This is a genomic window from Promicromonospora sp. NPDC057138 (genome assembly GCF_042670845.1).
GTDB lineage: Bacteria > Actinomycetota > Actinomycetes > Actinomycetales > Cellulomonadaceae > Promicromonospora.
Window position 1 is genome coordinate 37,183 of the sequence record NZ_JBHUUX010000007.1, and the last position, 16,613, is coordinate 53,795.

At 72.4% G+C, this 16,613-nt stretch carries 19 protein-coding genes; 13 read left to right on the top strand and 6 right to left on the bottom strand.

Annotated elements, in window-relative coordinates; all coding sequences use genetic code 11:
• Positions 1-71 precede the first annotated feature (71 nt).
• The 6 genes from ACFT2C_RS06810 to ACFT2C_RS06835 all read left to right on the top strand — a co-directional run bounded on the left by ACFT2C_RS06810 (position 72) and on the right by ACFT2C_RS06835 (position 4,302).
• Positions 72-902 carry a hypothetical protein gene (locus ACFT2C_RS06810; protein WP_377206266.1) on the top strand — a complete coding sequence of 277 codons (831 nt, stop codon included), beginning with the start codon at positions 72-74 and terminating at the stop codon, positions 900-902.
• An 11-nt stretch (positions 903-913) separates the two neighbouring features.
• Positions 914-1,603 carry a hypothetical protein gene (locus ACFT2C_RS06815; protein WP_377206267.1) on the top strand — a complete coding sequence of 230 codons (690 nt, stop codon included), beginning with the start codon at positions 914-916 and terminating at the stop codon, positions 1,601-1,603.
• Positions 1,603-2,451: a neocarzinostatin apoprotein domain-containing protein gene (locus ACFT2C_RS06820; RefSeq protein ID WP_377206268.1), complete on the top strand. Its 849-nt coding sequence runs from the start codon at positions 1,603-1,605 to the stop codon at positions 2,449-2,451. Before ACFT2C_RS06815 ends, ACFT2C_RS06820 begins: the two co-directional genes overlap by 1 nt.
• Positions 2,452-2,523: 72 nt before the next feature.
• Positions 2,524-3,531 carry a DNA polymerase III subunit delta gene (holA, locus tag ACFT2C_RS06825; protein ID WP_377206269.1) on the top strand — a complete coding sequence of 336 codons (1,008 nt, stop codon included), beginning with the start codon at positions 2,524-2,526 and terminating at the stop codon, positions 3,529-3,531.
• A gap of 91 nt (positions 3,532-3,622) precedes the next feature.
• The gene (locus ACFT2C_RS06830; RefSeq protein ID WP_377206270.1) at positions 3,623-3,916 is read left to right on the top strand and encodes an ArsR/SmtB family transcription factor; all 294 of its coding nucleotides are present in this window, start codon (positions 3,623-3,625) and stop codon (positions 3,914-3,916) included.
• A complete protein-coding gene (locus ACFT2C_RS06835; protein ID WP_377206271.1) occupies positions 3,913-4,302 on the top strand; it encodes a VOC family protein in 390 nt (129 codons plus the stop codon). The genes ACFT2C_RS06830 and ACFT2C_RS06835 overlap by 4 nt, the downstream gene beginning before the upstream one ends.
• Positions 4,303-4,380: 78 nt before the next feature.
• On the opposite strand, the gene rpsT is transcribed toward ACFT2C_RS06835, so the two are convergent.
• Complete coding sequence (rpsT, locus tag ACFT2C_RS06840; RefSeq protein WP_377206272.1) at positions 4,381-4,641, bottom strand: 30S ribosomal protein S20; 261 nt, start codon at positions 4,639-4,641, stop codon at positions 4,381-4,383.
• 244 nt (positions 4,642-4,885) lie between these two features.
• Between rpsT and ACFT2C_RS06845 the strand changes: the two genes are divergently transcribed.
• A complete protein-coding gene (locus ACFT2C_RS06845) occupies positions 4,886-6,010 on the top strand; it encodes a calcium:proton antiporter (protein ID WP_377206273.1) in 1,125 nt (374 codons plus the stop codon).
• Between the two features lie 13 nt (positions 6,011-6,023).
• Here the strand turns inward: ACFT2C_RS06845 and ACFT2C_RS06850 are convergent, their stop codons facing one another.
• The 4 genes from ACFT2C_RS06850 to ACFT2C_RS06865 all read right to left on the bottom strand — a co-directional run bounded on the left by ACFT2C_RS06850 (position 6,024) and on the right by ACFT2C_RS06865 (position 8,845).
• Positions 6,024-6,578 carry a type II toxin-antitoxin system PemK/MazF family toxin gene (locus ACFT2C_RS06850; protein WP_377206274.1) on the bottom strand — a complete coding sequence of 185 codons (555 nt, stop codon included), beginning with the start codon at positions 6,576-6,578 and terminating at the stop codon, positions 6,024-6,026.
• 67 nt (positions 6,579-6,645) lie between these two features.
• Positions 6,646-7,077: a type II toxin-antitoxin system PemK/MazF family toxin gene (locus tag ACFT2C_RS06855; protein WP_377206275.1), complete on the bottom strand. Its 432-nt coding sequence runs from the start codon at positions 7,075-7,077 to the stop codon at positions 6,646-6,648.
• Between the two features lie 42 nt (positions 7,078-7,119).
• Entirely contained in the window at positions 7,120-7,911 is a 792-nt protein-coding gene (locus ACFT2C_RS06860) for an alpha/beta fold hydrolase (RefSeq protein ID WP_377206276.1), read from the bottom strand.
• A 46-nt stretch (positions 7,912-7,957) separates the two neighbouring features.
• Complete coding sequence (locus tag ACFT2C_RS06865; RefSeq protein ID WP_377206277.1) at positions 7,958-8,845, bottom strand: aminoglycoside phosphotransferase family protein; 888 nt, start codon at positions 8,843-8,845, stop codon at positions 7,958-7,960.
• A 126-nt stretch (positions 8,846-8,971) separates the two neighbouring features.
• Between ACFT2C_RS06865 and ACFT2C_RS06870 the strand changes: the two genes are divergently transcribed.
• The 4 genes from ACFT2C_RS06870 to ACFT2C_RS06885 all read left to right on the top strand — a co-directional run bounded on the left by ACFT2C_RS06870 (position 8,972) and on the right by ACFT2C_RS06885 (position 13,066).
• Entirely contained in the window at positions 8,972-10,624 is a 1,653-nt protein-coding gene (locus ACFT2C_RS06870; protein ID WP_377206278.1) for a circularly permuted type 2 ATP-grasp protein, read from the top strand.
• Positions 10,618-11,547, top strand: coding sequence for an alpha-E domain-containing protein (locus ACFT2C_RS06875; protein WP_377206279.1), 930 nt, complete (start codon positions 10,618-10,620; stop codon positions 11,545-11,547). The genes ACFT2C_RS06870 and ACFT2C_RS06875 overlap by 7 nt, the downstream gene beginning before the upstream one ends.
• On the top strand, positions 11,544-12,395 hold the full coding sequence (locus tag ACFT2C_RS06880; RefSeq protein WP_377206280.1) for a transglutaminase domain-containing protein: 852 nt from the start codon (positions 11,544-11,546) through the stop codon (positions 12,393-12,395). Before ACFT2C_RS06875 ends, ACFT2C_RS06880 begins: the two co-directional genes overlap by 4 nt.
• A gap of 95 nt (positions 12,396-12,490) precedes the next feature.
• Positions 12,491-13,066 carry a Uma2 family endonuclease gene (locus ACFT2C_RS06885; RefSeq protein ID WP_377206281.1) on the top strand — a complete coding sequence of 192 codons (576 nt, stop codon included), beginning with the start codon at positions 12,491-12,493 and terminating at the stop codon, positions 13,064-13,066.
• Positions 13,067-13,087: 21 nt separating this feature from the next.
• Here the strand turns inward: ACFT2C_RS06885 and ACFT2C_RS06890 are convergent, their stop codons facing one another.
• Positions 13,088-13,828 (bottom strand): maleylpyruvate isomerase N-terminal domain-containing protein, encoded by a 741-nt coding sequence (locus tag ACFT2C_RS06890; RefSeq protein WP_377206282.1) that lies wholly within the window; start codon positions 13,826-13,828, stop codon positions 13,088-13,090.
• A gap of 237 nt (positions 13,829-14,065) precedes the next feature.
• Here ACFT2C_RS06890 and ACFT2C_RS06895 point away from each other — a divergent pair, with 237 nt between their 5' ends.
• Both ACFT2C_RS06895 and ACFT2C_RS06900 read left to right on the top strand, forming a co-directional pair.
• The gene (locus ACFT2C_RS06895; protein WP_377206283.1) at positions 14,066-15,427 is read left to right on the top strand and encodes a hemolysin family protein; all 1,362 of its coding nucleotides are present in this window, start codon (positions 14,066-14,068) and stop codon (positions 15,425-15,427) included.
• Positions 15,424-16,470 carry a CNNM domain-containing protein gene (locus ACFT2C_RS06900; protein ID WP_377206284.1) on the top strand — a complete coding sequence of 349 codons (1,047 nt, stop codon included), beginning with the start codon at positions 15,424-15,426 and terminating at the stop codon, positions 16,468-16,470. Before ACFT2C_RS06895 ends, ACFT2C_RS06900 begins: the two co-directional genes overlap by 4 nt.
• The last annotated feature ends 143 nt before the right edge of the window (positions 16,471-16,613 follow it).

Genomic DNA, 16,613 nt, shown 5'->3' on the forward strand with positions numbered 1-16,613 from the left:
TGAGCCGGACACCTGGTAGCACCACATGGTGCGAAACGTTGCGGATCCTGGCCGCGCGCCTACCGTGGGTGATGTCGGAGAGTTCCGTCATCACGTGCGAGGGGGGCTTCGTGGTCGATCTCAAGCTGACTGCGCGGCGGTATCGCCGGACCATCGCGGTCACCGCGGCGGCGGCTCTGCTCGTTCCGGCGGCGGCGTTCAGCGCCGCGGGACAGGGCCAGGCTGCCGCCCAGCTCCAGCAGCAGGAGGAGCTCCTGGCGGAGTCCGTGGTCACCGACGTCTCGGAGGCCGATCAGGTGGTCCACGTGGACGTGGCGCAGGACCCCGCGGCGGCGGACGCCTGGCTCGACGAGTCCGCGGAAGTGCTGGACGGCTGGACCGTCGTCGTTGGGGGAATGGGGAGCAAGCCCGGCAAGAAGCGCGCACAGCTCGACGCCGAGGCGGTCGCAGGCGACCCGGCGCCGTCCGCCGAGGAGTGCCCGGACATCCCCGAGGGGCCGCGCTCCCACAACGGCGCGACGACCCCGTACCTGGGCTGCGGCCCGAACGAGGGCGTGCAAGCGACCGCGCGGACCGTCAAGGGTGGCCCGTCGAAGACGACGCTGGCCACAGCGGTCGACGAGGTCCTCGCCTCCTACCTCCCCGGCGCCGGCCTGCCGCCCACCAAGGTCCGGATCACCAAGGGCCAGGCGACCGTCGACGTCGCCGCCGGGTTCGAGCAGGCGCTGGCCGACGCCGCCGTCGACCCGGGCGAGGTCTGGCAGGCCCTCCTGTTCACGGCGCACAGCAACGGGTCCATCCACTCGGTGAAGTTCACGCTCGACGGAGACTGCCTCGCCTTCGCGTACGCGACCGGCGGCGACATGTGCGCGTCGACGGACCTGCCGATCGAGCTGGGCTGAAAGGGATGCAGATGCACGCAACGCTCCGCCGGCTGCTGTCCGCTCTCGCGGCCCTCGCGCTCCTCGGGGGCGGACTGCTGGCCCTGGCGCCGGCCGCCGCCGCCGACGTCACCTACGTGCCGGACAGCTGGAACGGCAAGGTCGTCTACCTGTCCCAGGCGTGCCACGACCGCGGCGACACGGTCTGCCACACCAACACGGGCTGCGACGGGTTCAGCGAGAACGTGAACTCCTACTACCTGGCGGTCACGGCGACGCACCAGCGGGACCCGGACCACATGAACCTGCTCGAACGGGGCTACAAGGTGGTGCGTGGCAACGGCCTGACCAGGGAGAACATCGCGAACTCGAACCGGGTGGGCGCGGACCTGCACCTACCCCTCCACTCGAACGCGATCAGCACGTCGTGCGAGACGGGCTTCTCGGCGGAGCGCTACGGCACCCAGGTGATGTACGTGTCGTCGGCGGGCAGCAGGTGCGCAGAGATCATGGCCACCCGCATCGGCCCGAGCGGCCCGGGCACCAACGACGTCCGCCGGTACCGCACCGACCTCGGCGAGCTCAACCAGACCAAGGCCGTCGCCTGCTACCTCGAGCAGGAGTTCCACGTGTGGAACGAGGGTGTGAGCTGGATGCGGAACCGTGCCGACTGGTCCTGGCGGGTCGGCCTCGGCGTCGACCTCTACATGGGCTACCCGTGATGCGCCCGCGTCGGCTCGTGCCGAGCGCCGCCGTCGCGGCCGCCGTCCTCCTGCTGGCCGCCTGCACGGCCGCACCGGCGGGCCCGGGCCCGTCGGGATCGCCGGGGGAGACCGCAGCGACCAGCACGCCGGAGGGCGGCCCGACGGCGTCCGACGGTCCGGAGGGGCAGGACGCCGAGCCGTCCCTCACCGTCCAGGTCGCGGGCGGCGCCTGGCTGGTGCGCGGCGCGGGCTTCACGGGCGGCGACCAGTACCTGGTCCAGTGCACCGGCGGCACGACGGCGGGGGCGAGCGCCCTCGACGAGTGCGACATGTCGACCAGGGAGCAGATGGTCGCCGACGACGAGGGCCGGATCACCGCGACGCGACAGGCGCGGGCCTTCGTCAACGTCGGCTCGGTGTCAGAGGTCGACTGCACGGGCGACCCGTGCACGCTGGCCGTCGCGGACCTGTCGGACAAGGTCCTCGCGGCGGCCGCCGCCCCGCTGCCCGACGGAGCGGAGCTGCCGGACGCGCCCACGCTCGAGGTGTCCGAGCAGCAGTTCGGTGACGACGCCGGCCGGGTCACCGTGACGGGGGAGGGCTACGCGCCGGGCGCGGTGGTGCGGATCGTGCAGTGCGCCACGGGGCCGGACGGCGGCGTGGACGGCGATGACTGCCTGTACGACGACGGCAAGCGGGTCGTCGCCGACAGCGCAGGCTCCGTGGTCGCCGAGCTTCCGGTCAAGCGGGAGGTCGAGCTCGTCGGCGGGGGCGTGGCGGACTGCGCCGAGGCCGGCGCGTGCGTCGTCGCGAACGCGTGGACCGACGGAGGGCGGATGGCGCTGGCCGACCTGCTCTGGAAGTAGCGGGCGACCGACTTCGGGGCACGAGGGGCCGCACCACCCGCGAGTGTGGGTGGCGCGTGGCAGGCTGTGTTCGTGCCTCCAGCGACCAGACGCCGTACCGCCACAGCTCCCACTGGCCGGAGCTGGGACGAGCCGACGCTCGCCCCCGTGGTGCTCGTGCGCGGGGCCGAGCCGCTGCTGACCGAGCGCGCGGTAGACGGCGTCGTGCGGCTCGCGCGGGAGCGCGACCCGGAGGTCGAGAAGGTCGAGCTCGAAGGCGCCACGTACGGCTCGGGCCAGCTGCTGGTCGCCGCGAGCCCGTCCCTGTTCGGCGAGGCCAAGGTGGTGGTGGTCCGGTCGACGGAGTCCGGCACCGAGGAGCTGATGGCCGACCTCATCACGTACGTCGGCGCTCCCGACGAGGAGACGGTCGTCGTGGTGGTGCACGGCGGCGGGCAGCGCGGCAAGAAGATGCTCGACACGATCACGAAGTCGGGCGCGCCGGTCATGGTGTGCGAGCCCGTGACGAAGGACGCCGAGAAGGCGTCGTTCGTGGTGGGGGAGTTCAAGGCAGCACGCCGCCGGGTCGACGCCGAGGCCGTGCGAGCCCTGGTCGACGCCCTCGGCAACGACCTGCGCGAGCTCGCGTCCGCCTGCTCGCAACTGATCGCCGACACGACCGGCACGGTCACGGCAGCCACGGTGGACCGGTACTACGGCGGCCGGGTCGAGGCCACGGGCTTCCGGGTCGCCGACGCCGCGGTGGCGGGCGACGCGGGCGCCGCCGTCGCGTTCCTGCGGCACGCGCTGGACACGGGGCTCGACCCGGTGCCGATCGTCGCGGCCCTGGCATTGCGCCTGCGCAACCTCGCGAAGGTCGCCTCGATGCGCGGGGGCGGGCTCTCGGCGCGAGACCTGGGCATGGCGCCCTGGCAGGTGGACCGCGCCCGCAAGGACCTGCGGAGCTGGACGCCCGAGGGCCTGGCGGCGGCGATCTCCGCCGTCGCGCAGGCCGACGCCGACGTCAAGGGCGAGGCCCGGGACACGGTCTTCGCGGTGGAACGCGCGGTCATGACGATCGCGCGGTCCCGCCGCTCCTGACCTGCGAATTCCGCTCCGTCCGGCCGCCTGGTACCCACGGCCGGACAAGCATCGGTCGACAGGCAAGTGACTACTTGCCTATCATGGTGGCGTGGCCGACGACATCTTCAAGGCATTGGCCGATCCCACCCGCCGGATCATCCTCGACGAGCTCACCGAGCGGTCGGGACAGACTCTGTTCGAGATCTGCTCCCGGCTGAGCATGAGGCATCAGCTCGCGATCTCGCGCCAAGGGGTCTCGCAGCACCTCGCCGTGCTGGAGGCCGCCGGGCTCGTCGAGACCCGACGTGAGGGGCGTTACAAGTTCCATGACCTGAACACGGCACCGCTGGCGCAGATCGCCGAGCGGTGGATCAGGCCCGACGAATCGGAGAGCACACCATGAGAATCCATCTGAACAGCATCTTCGTCGACGACCAGGCCGAGGCCCTGCGCTTCTACACGGACGTGCTGGGCTTCGTGAAGAAGCACGACGTCCCGGTGGGCGAGAAGGACCGGTGGCTGACAGTGGTCTCGCCTGAGCAGCCCGACGGGGCTGAGCTGCTGCTGGAGCCCGCAGGGCACCCAGCGGTGAAGCCGTACCGGGACGCGCTGAACAAGGACGGCATCCCGGTGACCGCCTTCGCGGTGGACGACGTGCACGCGGAGTTCAAGCGGCTGCGCGACCTCGGGGTGCGGTTCACCCAGGAGCCGCTGGACATGGGCACGGTCACCACCGCGGTGCTGGACGACAGCTGCGGCAACCTGATCCAGCTCCAGCAGCTGGCCTGACCAGGGCGGGACTGGCCCGGCCGGGCACGCGAAAGACGCCGTCCGCCCCCGAGGGCGGACGGCGTCTTTGAAGTCTGCTCAGAGAGCCGCGACCGACTTCGCGAGGGCCGACTTGCGGTTCGCAGCCTGGTTCTGGTGGATGACGCCCTTGGCGACAGCCTTGTCGAGCTTGCGCGACGCGGTGGCAAGGGTGACCGTCGCGGTCTCCTTGTCGCCGGCTGCGACGGCCTCGCGCACCTTGCGCACGTGGGTCTTCAGCTCCGACTTGACGGACTTGTTGCGCAGACGAGCCTTCTCGTTCGTCTTGATGCGCTTCATCTGGGACTTGATGTTTGCCACGATGGGACTTCCTGGTGTGTTCGCCTGACGGCGAGCGGATAGGTCGTAGAGGGCGGTCACAGTTCCGGGACTGGGGTGGGGACCCGTGGAGAGGAACTGAGACTGTGCCCGCCGACCTGGGCGGACACGCGACCTCCAAGGTTACCAGAGGGTCGGCCGCCTCGTGCGGCCCGCCCGGTGTGAGACCGGCTACGCCCGGCGTCCGCCAAAACGGCCTCTGACGAGCCACCTTAGAATTCATCCCATGACTACCACCACGCTGAGAGGCCGATTCCAGTGGACCGTGGTGGTTCCGGTCCTTGCCGCGGCGCTCCTCGTGATCACGTGGAGCAACCATGAGCACCCGGTTGTCCTGGCCGTCATCGGCGCGGCGCTGATCGGCGCCGTCCTCGCGGCGGTGCACCACGCCGAGGTGGTGGCGCACAAGGTCGGCGAGCCGTTCGGCTCCCTCATCCTCGCGGTCGCGGTGACCGTGATCGAGGTCGGGCTGATCCTCATGCTGATGAGCAGCGGCAGCGACGCAGCGAGCACGTATGCCCGCGACACCGTGTTCGCCGCCGTGATGATCACGTTCAACGGGATCGTCGGGCTGTCCCTGCTCGTGGGCGCGAGCAAGCATCACCTGGTCAGCTTCAACGCGTCGGGCACGGGCTCGGCGCTCGCCACCGTGATCGCGCTGGCCGGGGTCACCCTGGTCCTGCCGCGCTTCACGACCTCCGCGCCGGGCGGGGCCTACACGCCCTTCCAGCTCGGCTTCGCCGCGGCGGCGTCGCTGGTGCTGTACGGGGCGTTCGTATTCACGCAGACGGTGCGTCACCGCGACTTCTTCCTGCCCGTCACGAGCGACAGGTACGGGCGCGTCACCGGGGTCATCCGGGACGACGACGGCGACGACCACGCCGACCCGCCGGCCGCCAAGGAGGCGTGGTTCAGCGTCGGGCTGCTGCTCGTCGCGCTGGTCTCGGTGGTGTTCCTGGCCAAGATGCTCTCGCCCACCATCGAGCAGGGGGTGACGACGGCCGGCCTGCCCTACGGCGTCGTCGGCGTCGTGATCGCGCTCCTCGTGCTCGCGCCCGAGTCGATAGCCGCGGTCCGCAACGCCCTCCGCAACCGCGTGCAGACGAGTCTCAACCTCGCCTACGGCTCCGCGATGGCGTCGATCGGCCTGACCATCCCCACCATCGCGGTGGCGATGATCTGGATGGGCGGGCCGCTCACCCTGGGCCTTGAGCCGGTCCAGATGGTGCTGCTCGCGGTCTCGGTGGTGGTGGCGATGCTGAGCATCGCGCCAGGCCGGGCCAACACGCTGCAGGGCGTGGTGCACCTGGTGCTGCTCGCCGCGTTCCTCGCGGTCTCGATCCAGCCGTAACCCGCCCGACGTGTCAGAGCGCGGCGGCCACCTGGTCGAAGACCGCCTTGTCGAGGACGGCCCCCTCCCGGCGGACGGCGTCCGGGTGGATGCGGATCACGCGGTTGAGGCGGACCTCGGAGGCGCGGCCGGAGCGGTCCCAGGCGCCGGTGCCGATGTCCATCCAGGTGCGTCCGGCGCGGGCTTCCTGCTCGGCGTCGCGGTCGTGGTCCTGGCTGGTCAGCTGCAGCGCGAGGAGCCAGGGCCCGTCGTTGCCCACGATGAGCACTGGGCGATCCTTGCCCTGGCTGTGATCTTCTTCATACGGAACCCAGGACCAGACGACCTCGCCCGGGTCGGGCTCGCCGTCCAGCTCGGGCCGGTAGACGGGCGTGACCCGGCCCACGAAGTCGCCGGGGTAGCCGTCGGTCTCGGGCAGGTCGCGGCCTGACGCCGGGCGGGGCGCCCGCGGCGTCGGGCCAGGCGCGGGCCGGCCGCCGCTCGGGCGGCTCTCGTTCTGGTCGAAGACGGAGCGCGCCACGGCTTCGACGACGTCACCGAGCAGCTTGATCCACGGGTTCTGATTCACGCAGGGCAGGCTAGCCCGACGTCGGCCCCCGAGCAGGACGGGCCGACGCCGCGCCGCTGCGCCCGGATCAGGTCAGGTCGAGCGCCCGGTCCATGTACTTCACGACGTCGTTGAACACGTCTTCCGCGAGGATGTCGCCCTCGCGGCGTACATCGTCCGGGTCGACGCGGACGACCCGGTTGATCCGGACCTCCGAGTCGCGGCCGCTGCTGTCCCAGCGGCCGGTGCCGACGTCCATCCAGATGCGGCCGGCCCGCGCCTCCTGCAGCGCGTCGCGGTCGTGGTCCTGGCTGGTCAGCTGGAGGCCGAGCAGCCAGGGCCCGTCCTTGCCCACGAGCAGCACGGGGCGGTCCTTGCCCTGGCTGTGGTCCTCTTCGTACGGTACCCAGGTCCAGACGACCTCGCCGGGGTCCGGCTCGCCGTCGAGCTCAGGGTTGTAGATCGGGTGGACGTCACCCTCGTAGTCGCCGGGGTAGCTGTTGTCAGATGCGAAGCTCACGCCCGAAACCGTACCGGAACGGGTGAAGCGCGCATCCGGGATCTAAACCGCGCATTGCCGGACGAACTCCGCCAGCTCCGCCGCCATCGGCCCCGGCTCCCAGGTGTGCATCGCGCCCGGCATCTCCTTGTCGGTGCCCTTCTCGACCGACGCCACGATGCTCGCCGCCGCCACGGGCATCTCCGGGAAGGTCAGCGCCCCGTACATCGCGAGCACCGGGACCGTGATGTCGAGCGTGCCGTCCTCCAGCGCCTGCTGCGCCCACGCGAGCGACTGCGCGTCGGCGCGCTGGCTTCGCGACGACCTCGCGCTCTCCGGCCAGTCCGGCGCGGACTTCATGCCCGCCAGCCACTCCGGCGGCATGTCCTCCATGTACTTCTCGGTCGCGCCGACATAGTCCTCGGCGTCGAGGTGTCGCACGATCTCGTCGGCCCAGGCCCGGGTCTTGTCGGCGGGTGCGACCAGGGGCGCCTCCCAGAGGGCGAGGCCGTCGACGGATAACCCGGCGTCGGCCGCCGCGAGCGAGATGGAGCACCCGGAGGAGTGGCCACACAGCACGGCGGATCCGCCCGCGACCTCGATCATCGTGGCGACCGCCGCGAGCTCGCGGTCCAGGTCGAGGCGGCCCTCGGCGGGGCTCTCGCCACGCCCGAGCCGGTCGAACACGACGGTGGTCAACCCGGCGTCGGCGGCGAGCCGCGCCGTGGGGGTGGTGACCGGGTCGACGGCGCGGTACGGCCCGGCGCCGGCGACGAACACGAGCGCGGAGCCGGAAGCCCCGTACAGGTCGTAGGCGACGCGGTCGCCCTGGCTGGTGGTGGCGTAAAGAGTCATGCCTGTCCGACGACGGGAGCGCCCCGGACTCATCGGTTCCGCGGCGTCAGTCCGCCAGCACCGCCGCGATCCGCTCCTGGCTCCCACGCGCGAACTCGGGCCAGCGGTCCCAGTAGTACGGCAGCGCGATCACGGCCTGGACCAGCACCCAGCCGCGCCCGCGCTCCCAGGCGTCGTCGGGGTCGGCGAGCCCCTCGGTCGCCGCCGCGCGGAAAGCCGCGCGCTCCGCGCCGCCGAACTGGGTCCAGGCGGGGATCAGGTCGGCGGCCGGGTCGCCGACGCCCACGCCGCCCCAGTCGATGACGGCGGTCATGCGGCCGTCGCGGGCCAGCAGGTTGCCGGGCAGCAGGTCGCCGTGGATCCAGTAGCCGTCCGACGCCGGCCGCGCGCCCAGCGCCTGGTCCCACGCCTTCGTCACGGCGCGGGCGTCGACGCGGGTGCCGGACTCGGTGATGGCGGCGCGGACGTCGTCGTCCAGCCGCGCGAGCGGGACGCCGCGGGAGGTGCCCTCCTTGACCGGGGCGCTCGCCGTGCTCACGGCGCGCAGGGCGGCGACGAACTCGCCCAGCTGCCGGGCCGCGCCGGCGTCCAGCTCGCCGACGGCGGGGGGCGCGCCGTCGAGCCAGGGCGTCACCGACCAGCGGTAGGGGAAGCCCTCGCCGGGCTCGCCCACCGCCTCGGGCGCGGGCAGCCGCAGCGGCAGGTGAGGCGCCAGGCGTGGGAGCCAGCGCGCGTCGTTGGTCGCCTGGTCCTGGGCCCAGGCGATCTTGGGCATGCGGACCAGCAGCTCGTCGCCGAGCCGGAACAGGTGGTGGTCCGTGCCGCCCGCCGGGCCTGGCGTCACCGTCAGGTGCGCCCACTGCGGCATCTGGTCCGCGATCAGGCGCCGGACGAGATCGGGCGTCGAGAGGACCTCGTCGTCGTGCAGGCTCATGCGCACACCGTCGCACCGGCGCGGGCCGGCGGGCCAGCACTTTTCGGGCGGCGAACCGCCGGACCGACACGCAGCCGAAACATGTCCGGAACCGGCACGTCTTGACCATCGCCATACAGTTCGGACATGACAGACCTGTTCGATGGATACCCACTCCAGCAGGCCTTCGACGAGATGCTGGACCGCGACGGCGTGCTGCGGTCCTGCTACGAGCAGGTCCATGGCCGGCTCACCCACCTCACCGCCGACGAGGTTGCGTCCCGCGCTGACGCGCTCGCCCGGTCGTACCTGGCCCAGGGCGTCACCTTCGACTTCGCGGGGGAGGAACGTCCCTTCCCGCTGGACGTGGTGCCCCGCGTCATCGAGCAGGACGACTGGACCGACATCGCGCTGGGCGTCCAGCAGCGGGTGCGGGCTCTGGAGGCGTTCCTCGACGACGTCTACGGCGCGCAGCAGGCCGTCAAGGACGGCGTCGTGCCACAACGGCTCATCCTGTCGAGCTCGGACTTCCAGCGGGTCGCCGCGAGCATCCGCCCGGCGGGCGGCGTGCGCTGCCACGTGAGCGGCATCGACCTGATCCGCGACGAGGCGGGCCGGTACCGCGTGCTGGAGGACAACGTCCGGGTCCCGTCGGGCGTGAGCTACGTGGTCAGCAATCGCCGCGCCATGGTCCGGACGTTCCCCGAGCTGTTCGGCCGGCTGCGGGTGCAGCCCGTCGTCGACTACCCGCAGCGGCTGCTCGCCGCCCTCGTGGCCAGCGCGCCTGACGGCGTCCCCGACCCGACCGTCGTGGTGCTCACGCCGGGCGTCTACAACTCCGCGTACTTCGAGCACAGCCTCCTGGCCCGGCTGCTGGGCGTGGAGCTGGTCGAGGGGCGCGACCTGTACACCAAGGGCGGCCGGGTCTACATGCGGACCACCGAGGGGTCGCGCCGCGTCGACGTCATCTACCGGCGGGTGGACGACGAGTGGATCGACCCCGTCGAGTTCCGCGGCGACTCCATGCTCGGCGTGCCCGGCCTGGTCGGCGCCGCGCGGCTCGGAAACGTCACGCTCGCGAACGCGATCGGCAACGGCGTCGCCGACGACAAGCTCGTCTACACCTACGTGCCCGACCTCATCCGCTACTACCTCGCCGAGGAACCCGTCCTGGCGAACGTCGACACCTGGCGCCTCGAGGAGCCCGAGGCCCGCGCCGAGGTGCTCGACCGCCTCGACGAGCTTGTCGTGAAGCCGGTCGACGGCTCGGGCGGCAAGGGCATCGTGGTGGGCCCCCAGGCGACCCGCGCCGAGATCGACGCCGTGCGGAAGCGGATCATCGAGGACCCGCGCGGTTGGATCGCGCAGCCCGTGGTCCAGCTGTCGACCGGCCCGACGTTCGTCGACGGCGCCTTCCGGCCCCGCCACCTGGACCTGCGCCCCTTCGCCGTGAACGACGGCTCCGACGTCTGGGTGCTGCCCGGCGGGCTCACCCGCGTCGCGCTGCCAGAAGGGCAGCTCGTCGTGAACTCGTCCCAGGGCGGCGGGTCCAAGGACACCTGGGTGCTGGAGGACGGCGCGACGCCCCGGCCACCGGTGCCAACCCCTGCCGAGGCGGCGCCGCCGTCCGCCCGGCCGGCCGAGCCGGTCGCCGGCGTGCCCCGCGCGACCAACCCGGACGACACGGCCGCGAACCAGCAGCAGCAACAGCAGCAACAGGTCTCGACCACGCCGCGGGTTGAGCTTGTCGAAACCAGGGTCTCGACAAGCTCGACCACCGAGGGGAGCATCGCATGCTGAGCCGGATCGCGGAGTCGCTGTTCTGGATCGGGCGCTACGTCGAGCGCGCCGACGACACGGCGCGGATTCTCGACGTGCACGTCCAGGCGCTCTCGGAGGACCCGTGGGCCGACGAGGCCACGGCCTGCCGGTCCCTGCTGGCGATCATGGACCACCCGGCGGGGCCCGGCGACGGCGAGGTGAACCGCGAGACCGTGCTCCGGCTGCTGGCGCACGACCGGGAGAACCCGTCGTCGATCGCCGGGTCGATGCTCGCGGCGCGGGAGAACGCGCGCCGCGCCCGCGAGATCGTCTCGACGGACCTGTGGGAGTGCCTCAACACGACGCGCAACACCCTGCCGTCGCACGCGCGTAGCGGGCCGCACGAGTTCTTCTCCTGGGTGCGGGAGCGGGCCGCCGTCGTCGCGGGGCTCATGGAGTCGGCGACGCCGCGCGACTCGACGTGGCACTTCATGGTGCTGGGCCAGGCGATCGAGCGGGCCGACATGACCGCGCGCCTGATCACCACCCAGGCCCGGCTCGGGACGGGCGGTCCCGGCTGGAACACCCTGCTGCGCTCCTGCGGCGCGTACGAGGCCTACCTGCGCACCTACCGCGGAAGGGCGTCAGACGCCGACGCCGCGGGCTTCCTCATCCTGGACCGGCTGTTCCCGCGGTCGATCGTCTACGCGCTGCACGCCGCCGAGCGCGCCCTGCGCGAGCTGGAGCCCGTCGAGGGCCGGCACGCGGTGTCCGACGACGCCCGCCGGGCGCTCGGCATGATGCGTTCCGAGCTGGAGTTCGCCCGGCTGGGCGACCTGCTCGCCGACCTGCCCGAGACCATGGAGCGCGTGCAGGTGGCGTGCACGCGGGCGAGCGGCGCGATCAAGCACCGGTACTTTCCGGCGGTGGCCACGACGGCCTGGGTGGAGGAGGCGCTGTGACGCTGCTGAAGGTGGTCCACACGACCCTGTTCGACTACGCGTCGCCGGTCACGGACTCGTACAACCAGGCGCGCATGCGCCCCGTCGAGGACGCCCGCCAGACGGTGCGCTCGGCGACCCTGGCGACGTCGCCCACCACCTGGTCCGCCGACCACACCGACTACTGGGGCACGAGCGTGACCGCGTTCGAGATCCTGCGCCCGCACACCCAGCTCAAGATCGTCGCGGAGGCGCTGGTCGAGGCCTCGGGGTACTCCGCCGACGGCCGCCCCGCGGGCGACGTGCCCGGGTGGGAGGACCTGGCGAGCGAGCCCGTGCTGGACGCGCAGGCGGCGTTCCTCGCGGAGTCGCCGGTGACCACGCCGCCGTCGGACCTCGCGACGCTCGCGCTGGAGGCCGCCGGCGGGCTGGACCCCGACCGGGCGGCGGAGGCGATCTGCCTGGCCGTGCGGGAGCGGCTCGAGTACGTGCCCGGGGTGACCACCGTGCACACGCCCGCCGTCGAGGCCTGGGAGGCGCGCAAGGGCGTGTGCCAGGACATGGCGCACCTCGCGCTCGGCGCGCTGCGTTCGGTCGGCATCCCCGCGCGGTACGTGTCCGGCTACGTGCACCCCGAGCCCGACGCCGCCATGGGCGAGCAGGTGCGCGGCGAGTCGCACGCCTGGGTCGAGTGGTGGACGGGCGAGTGGGTCGGCTACGACCCCACGAACCGGAAGTTCGTCGGCGGGGACCACGTGGTGGTCGGGCGCGGGCGGGAGTACGGCGACGTGCCGCCGTTCAAGGGCGTCTACGCGGGCGCGGGCTCGTCGACGCTCGCCGTGACGGTGGACATCACGCGGCTCGGGTGATCGGTTTGCACGAAACACGTCCCTCGCGGTGCGGGTTCATTCGCACGCTGGCATGATCCGCTGACATAGAGCACGCGCGTTGCTACCGTGAACCCATGACCACGCTGCCCGACTGGATGAGTCCTCCACGTCCGGAGGGCTGGTTCGCCGAGGACCTGGACTCCTTGCCGGATGCTCCGCGCCACACGGAACTGATCGACGGAGCACTGGTCTTCATGATGTCCCCCCAGCGCCGCTGGCACAGCAGCGTCATCTTCGCGCTACGCGCCGCGATCGCGGCGCGAGCACCGGAGGGCGTGGTCGTCGACAGCGAGATGACGGTCCGCCTCGACGACCGCAACCGACCCGAGCCCGACGTCATCGCGTCGACGGCCTCGGTCGGGCCCGATGGCACGTGGTACGAAGCCGCGGACGTGATCCTGGCGGTCGAGGTCGTCGCGCCGGAGTCCGAGCACCGTGACCTGACGGTCAAGCCGCACAAGTACGCCACGGCGGGCATCAAGCACTTCTGGCGCATCGAGGACGAGGACGGGAACGCGTCGACGGTGGTCCACGTCTACGAGCTTGACGACATGACGCGGACTTATGCCCCAGTCGGAGTCTTCCGCGAGACGCTCAAGGTCGATCACCCGTTCCTCATCGAGCTGGACGTTCAGGGGTTGTACTCCTGAGCGGCCGGGCTCGGGCTCGGCTCACGGTACGATCGCCTGCCCCAGCGCTGCCTCGAGGTCGGCGCGGTCGCCCTTGACGGTGAGCCCCGCCTCGGCGGGCGTGAGGCGGCGCCAGAGGGTCAGCGCGAGCCCCTCGGCCGGGCCGGAGACGACGACGTCGGGCGCCACCTCCTCCGCGCGCTCGCCCGGGGCGCCCAGTACCCAGCCGGGGGTGCCGGCGACGTCGGTCGCCACGAGGGAGACCGGGTGCCGGAGCGGCTCCATGCGGCCGAGGCCCACCTGCCGCGGCTGGAGCACGGTGACCACCTCGTCGACGGTGTCCGCCCACACCTCGGGCTCGGCCCGCACCAGGCCGAGGGAGCCCGCGCCGGCGGACGCCGCCAGCAGGTCGTGCAGGTGCACCAGCGTCTCGTGGGTCTGCCGCCGGTGCCAGAACCGCGCCGGGCCTGGTCCCATGGGCTTCGGGTGGGTCATTACCCGGCCGACCGCGTCCGGGGCGAGCCCGGCCAGGGTCTCGCGGAGCTCCGCGGCCTGGGCGGCGTAGTGCGGCGCCAGGTCGAACGGCCCGGCGCCGAGGGGTGCGCCCTTGACTCCCCGGGCCTGGCCGGCTGCCCAGTGATGAACGTCCGCGAGGTGTTCCACCAGCTCGCGGACCGTCCAGTCGCCGCAGGCGGGGACCCGCGCGTCGGCGTCGGCGTCGGGCACCGCAGCGAGGAAGTCGCGCTGGAACCGGGCAAGCAGCGCGAGGTGGTCGAGGCTCATGCGTCGAAAGGTAACGCGCGCCACCCACACTCTCCGCGCTCCGGATGACGACCGTCGCGCGCCGTGGAACCGTGGGACCGCGTCCGTCGTTCTCCACGCGATGCCTCCGGGGCATCCGGCCGGTGACCCTCGGGCCGCGACCGAACCGCACCACTCTCAGTGAAGGATCATGGACGCCGACTGTCATAGTCCCTGCCCAGCCGAACGCCGTAGGACCGCCGGGCGGAGGTGGTGGCGTTGAGCTGGGTGATCTCTCTCCTGCTGGGAGTCGTGGTGATCCTCGCGATCACCGCCGTGACGGGCTATTTCGTCGCGCAGGAGTTCGCGTACATGGCCGTGGACCGCGCACGTCTCGCGGCCCGCTCGGAGGCCGGCGACGCCGGGGCGCGGCGCGCGCTCGGCGTGACCCGGCGCACCAGCTTCATGCTGTCGGGCGCGCAGCTCGGCATCACCGTCACGGGCCTGCTCGTCGGCTACGTCGCGGAGCCGCTCGTCGGTGAGGCGCTCGGCGAGGCCCTCGGCGGCGTCGGGGTGCCGGTCGGCACGGGCGTCGCCGTCGGTACCGTCCTGGCACTGTTGTTCTCGACGCTCGTGCAGATGCTGTTCGGCGAGCTCGTCCCCAAGAACCTGGCCATCGCGCGGCCGGAGCCGGTGGCGCTGTGGCTCGCGCGCTCGACGACCGTCTACCTCGCGGTCTTCGGCTGGCTCATCAGGGTGTTCGACGCCGCGTCCAACGCCCTGCTGCGGCTGCTGCGCATCGAGCCCGTGCACGACGTCGAGCACTCGGCGACGGTTCGCGACCTGGAGCACATCGTCGCCGACTCGCGGGCGAGCGGCGACCTGCCCGGGGACCTGTCGGTGCTGCTGGACCGCATCATCGACTTCCCGCGGCAGGACGTGGAGCACGCCATGATCCCGCGGGCCCGGGTCGGCGTCGTGCACACCGACGACACGCTCGCGCAGGTGCGCGAGCTGATGGCCCGCGGCCACTCGCGCTACCCGGTGGTGGACGACGACGGCGAGGTGGTCGGCGTCGTGCACCTGGCGGACCTGCTCTCCGCGGGCCCCGGGGCGACCTCCGTCCCGGATCTGCTGCGCCCCGCGCTCGTGCTGCCCACGTCGATGGCGCTGCCCGACGCGCTGCGGGAGCTGCCGGCCACGCGCAACCAGCTCGCGTGCGTCGTCGACGAGTACGGCGGGTTCGCCGGCGTGCTCACCGTGGAAGACCTCGCGGAGGAGCTGGTCGGCGAGATCACCGACGAGCACGACGACGAGATCGACCCTGTGACCGCGGCGTCGGACGGGGTATGGGTCATGGCCGGCGACGTCCACCTGGACGAGGTGGAGCGCGCCGTCGAGCGCGACCTGCCGGACGGCGACCACGAGACGATCGCCGGCCTGGCGATCGCGGTGCATGGCGCGCTGCCGGCGGCGGGCGACGTCGTCGACGTCGGGCTGCCCGCCGACCCGGCCGACCTGGTCGCGCACGAGCCGCACCCGGCCGAGGCGCTCCGGATCGAGGTGCTCGAGGTGGAGCGGCACGTGCCGTCCCGCGTCCGGGTCACCGTCGTCGAGACCCAGGAGGCGGAGACCCGATGAGCAACCCCTGGGTGGTCGCAGCGGCGACCGCCGCCATCATCGCGCTGAGCGCGTTCTTCGTGGCCGTGGAGTTCGCGCTGCTCGCGGCCAAGCGGCACCGCCTGGAGGACGCCGCGCCCACCAGCCGTTCCGCGCGGGCCGCGCTGCGCAGCGCGAGCGAGCTCACGGTGCTGCTGGCGGGCTCGCAGCTCGGCATCACGATCTGCACCCTGGCCCTGGGCGCCATCACCAAGCCGGCCGTGCACCACTGGCTGACGCCGGTGTTCGAGACCTGGGGCGCGCCGTTCTGGGCCGCGGACGTCGCGGGCTTCGTGCTGGCCCTGGTCATCGTCACGTTCCTGCACCTGGTCGTGGGGGAGATGGCGCCCAAGTCGTGGGCCATCGCTCACCCCGAGACGAGCGCCACGATGCTGGCGCTCCCGATGCGGGCGTTCATGGCCGTGACGCGGCCGGCGCTCATCGCGCTGAACGGCGCGGCGAACTGGTGCCTGCGGCGGATCGGCGTCGAGCCGGCGGACCAGGTGTCGTCCGGGCAGAGCCCGGAGGACCTGCGGCACCTGGTGGAGCACTCCGCCAACGTCGGGGCGCTCTCCGCGGCGTACTCCGACCAGCTCTCCGGCGCGCTGGACCTGCGCCGGCTGACGGTCGAGGACCTGCTCGCCGGCCATGCGGCGCCGTCCGCCGTCGGGCAGCATGCCACGGCCGCCGAGGTGCAGGAGGCGTCCCGCGTCTCGGGCCACCTGCGGATCCTCGTGCAGGGCACGGGCGGGCGGCCGGACGGCGTCGTGCACGTGCGCGACACGCTCCTGCTGGCCGACGACGCGTCCGTCGCGGACGTCACCCGGCCCGTGTTCGAGCTGGCCGCGGACGTGCCGCTGCACACGGCGCTGACGACCATGCGGGAGACGGGCAACCACCTCGCGGTCGTGCCGAGGCCGGACGCCGACGGCCCGGACGGGCCCGCGGCGGACTACGGCGTGGTCACCCTCGCCGACGTCCTCCGCCGCCTCCTCCCGAGCACGACAACCGCCCAACCGGCCTGATCGCCTGCGCTGAGTGCTGGATATTCGCGCCGACCGACCGGTTCCGGGCGCGAATACCCAGCACTCAGCGGGCAGCGGGGGAGGTGGGTGGGGCATGGGAGAATGGTCGTCGGCACGCCCACCCCCTGACTACGGAGCGAGAA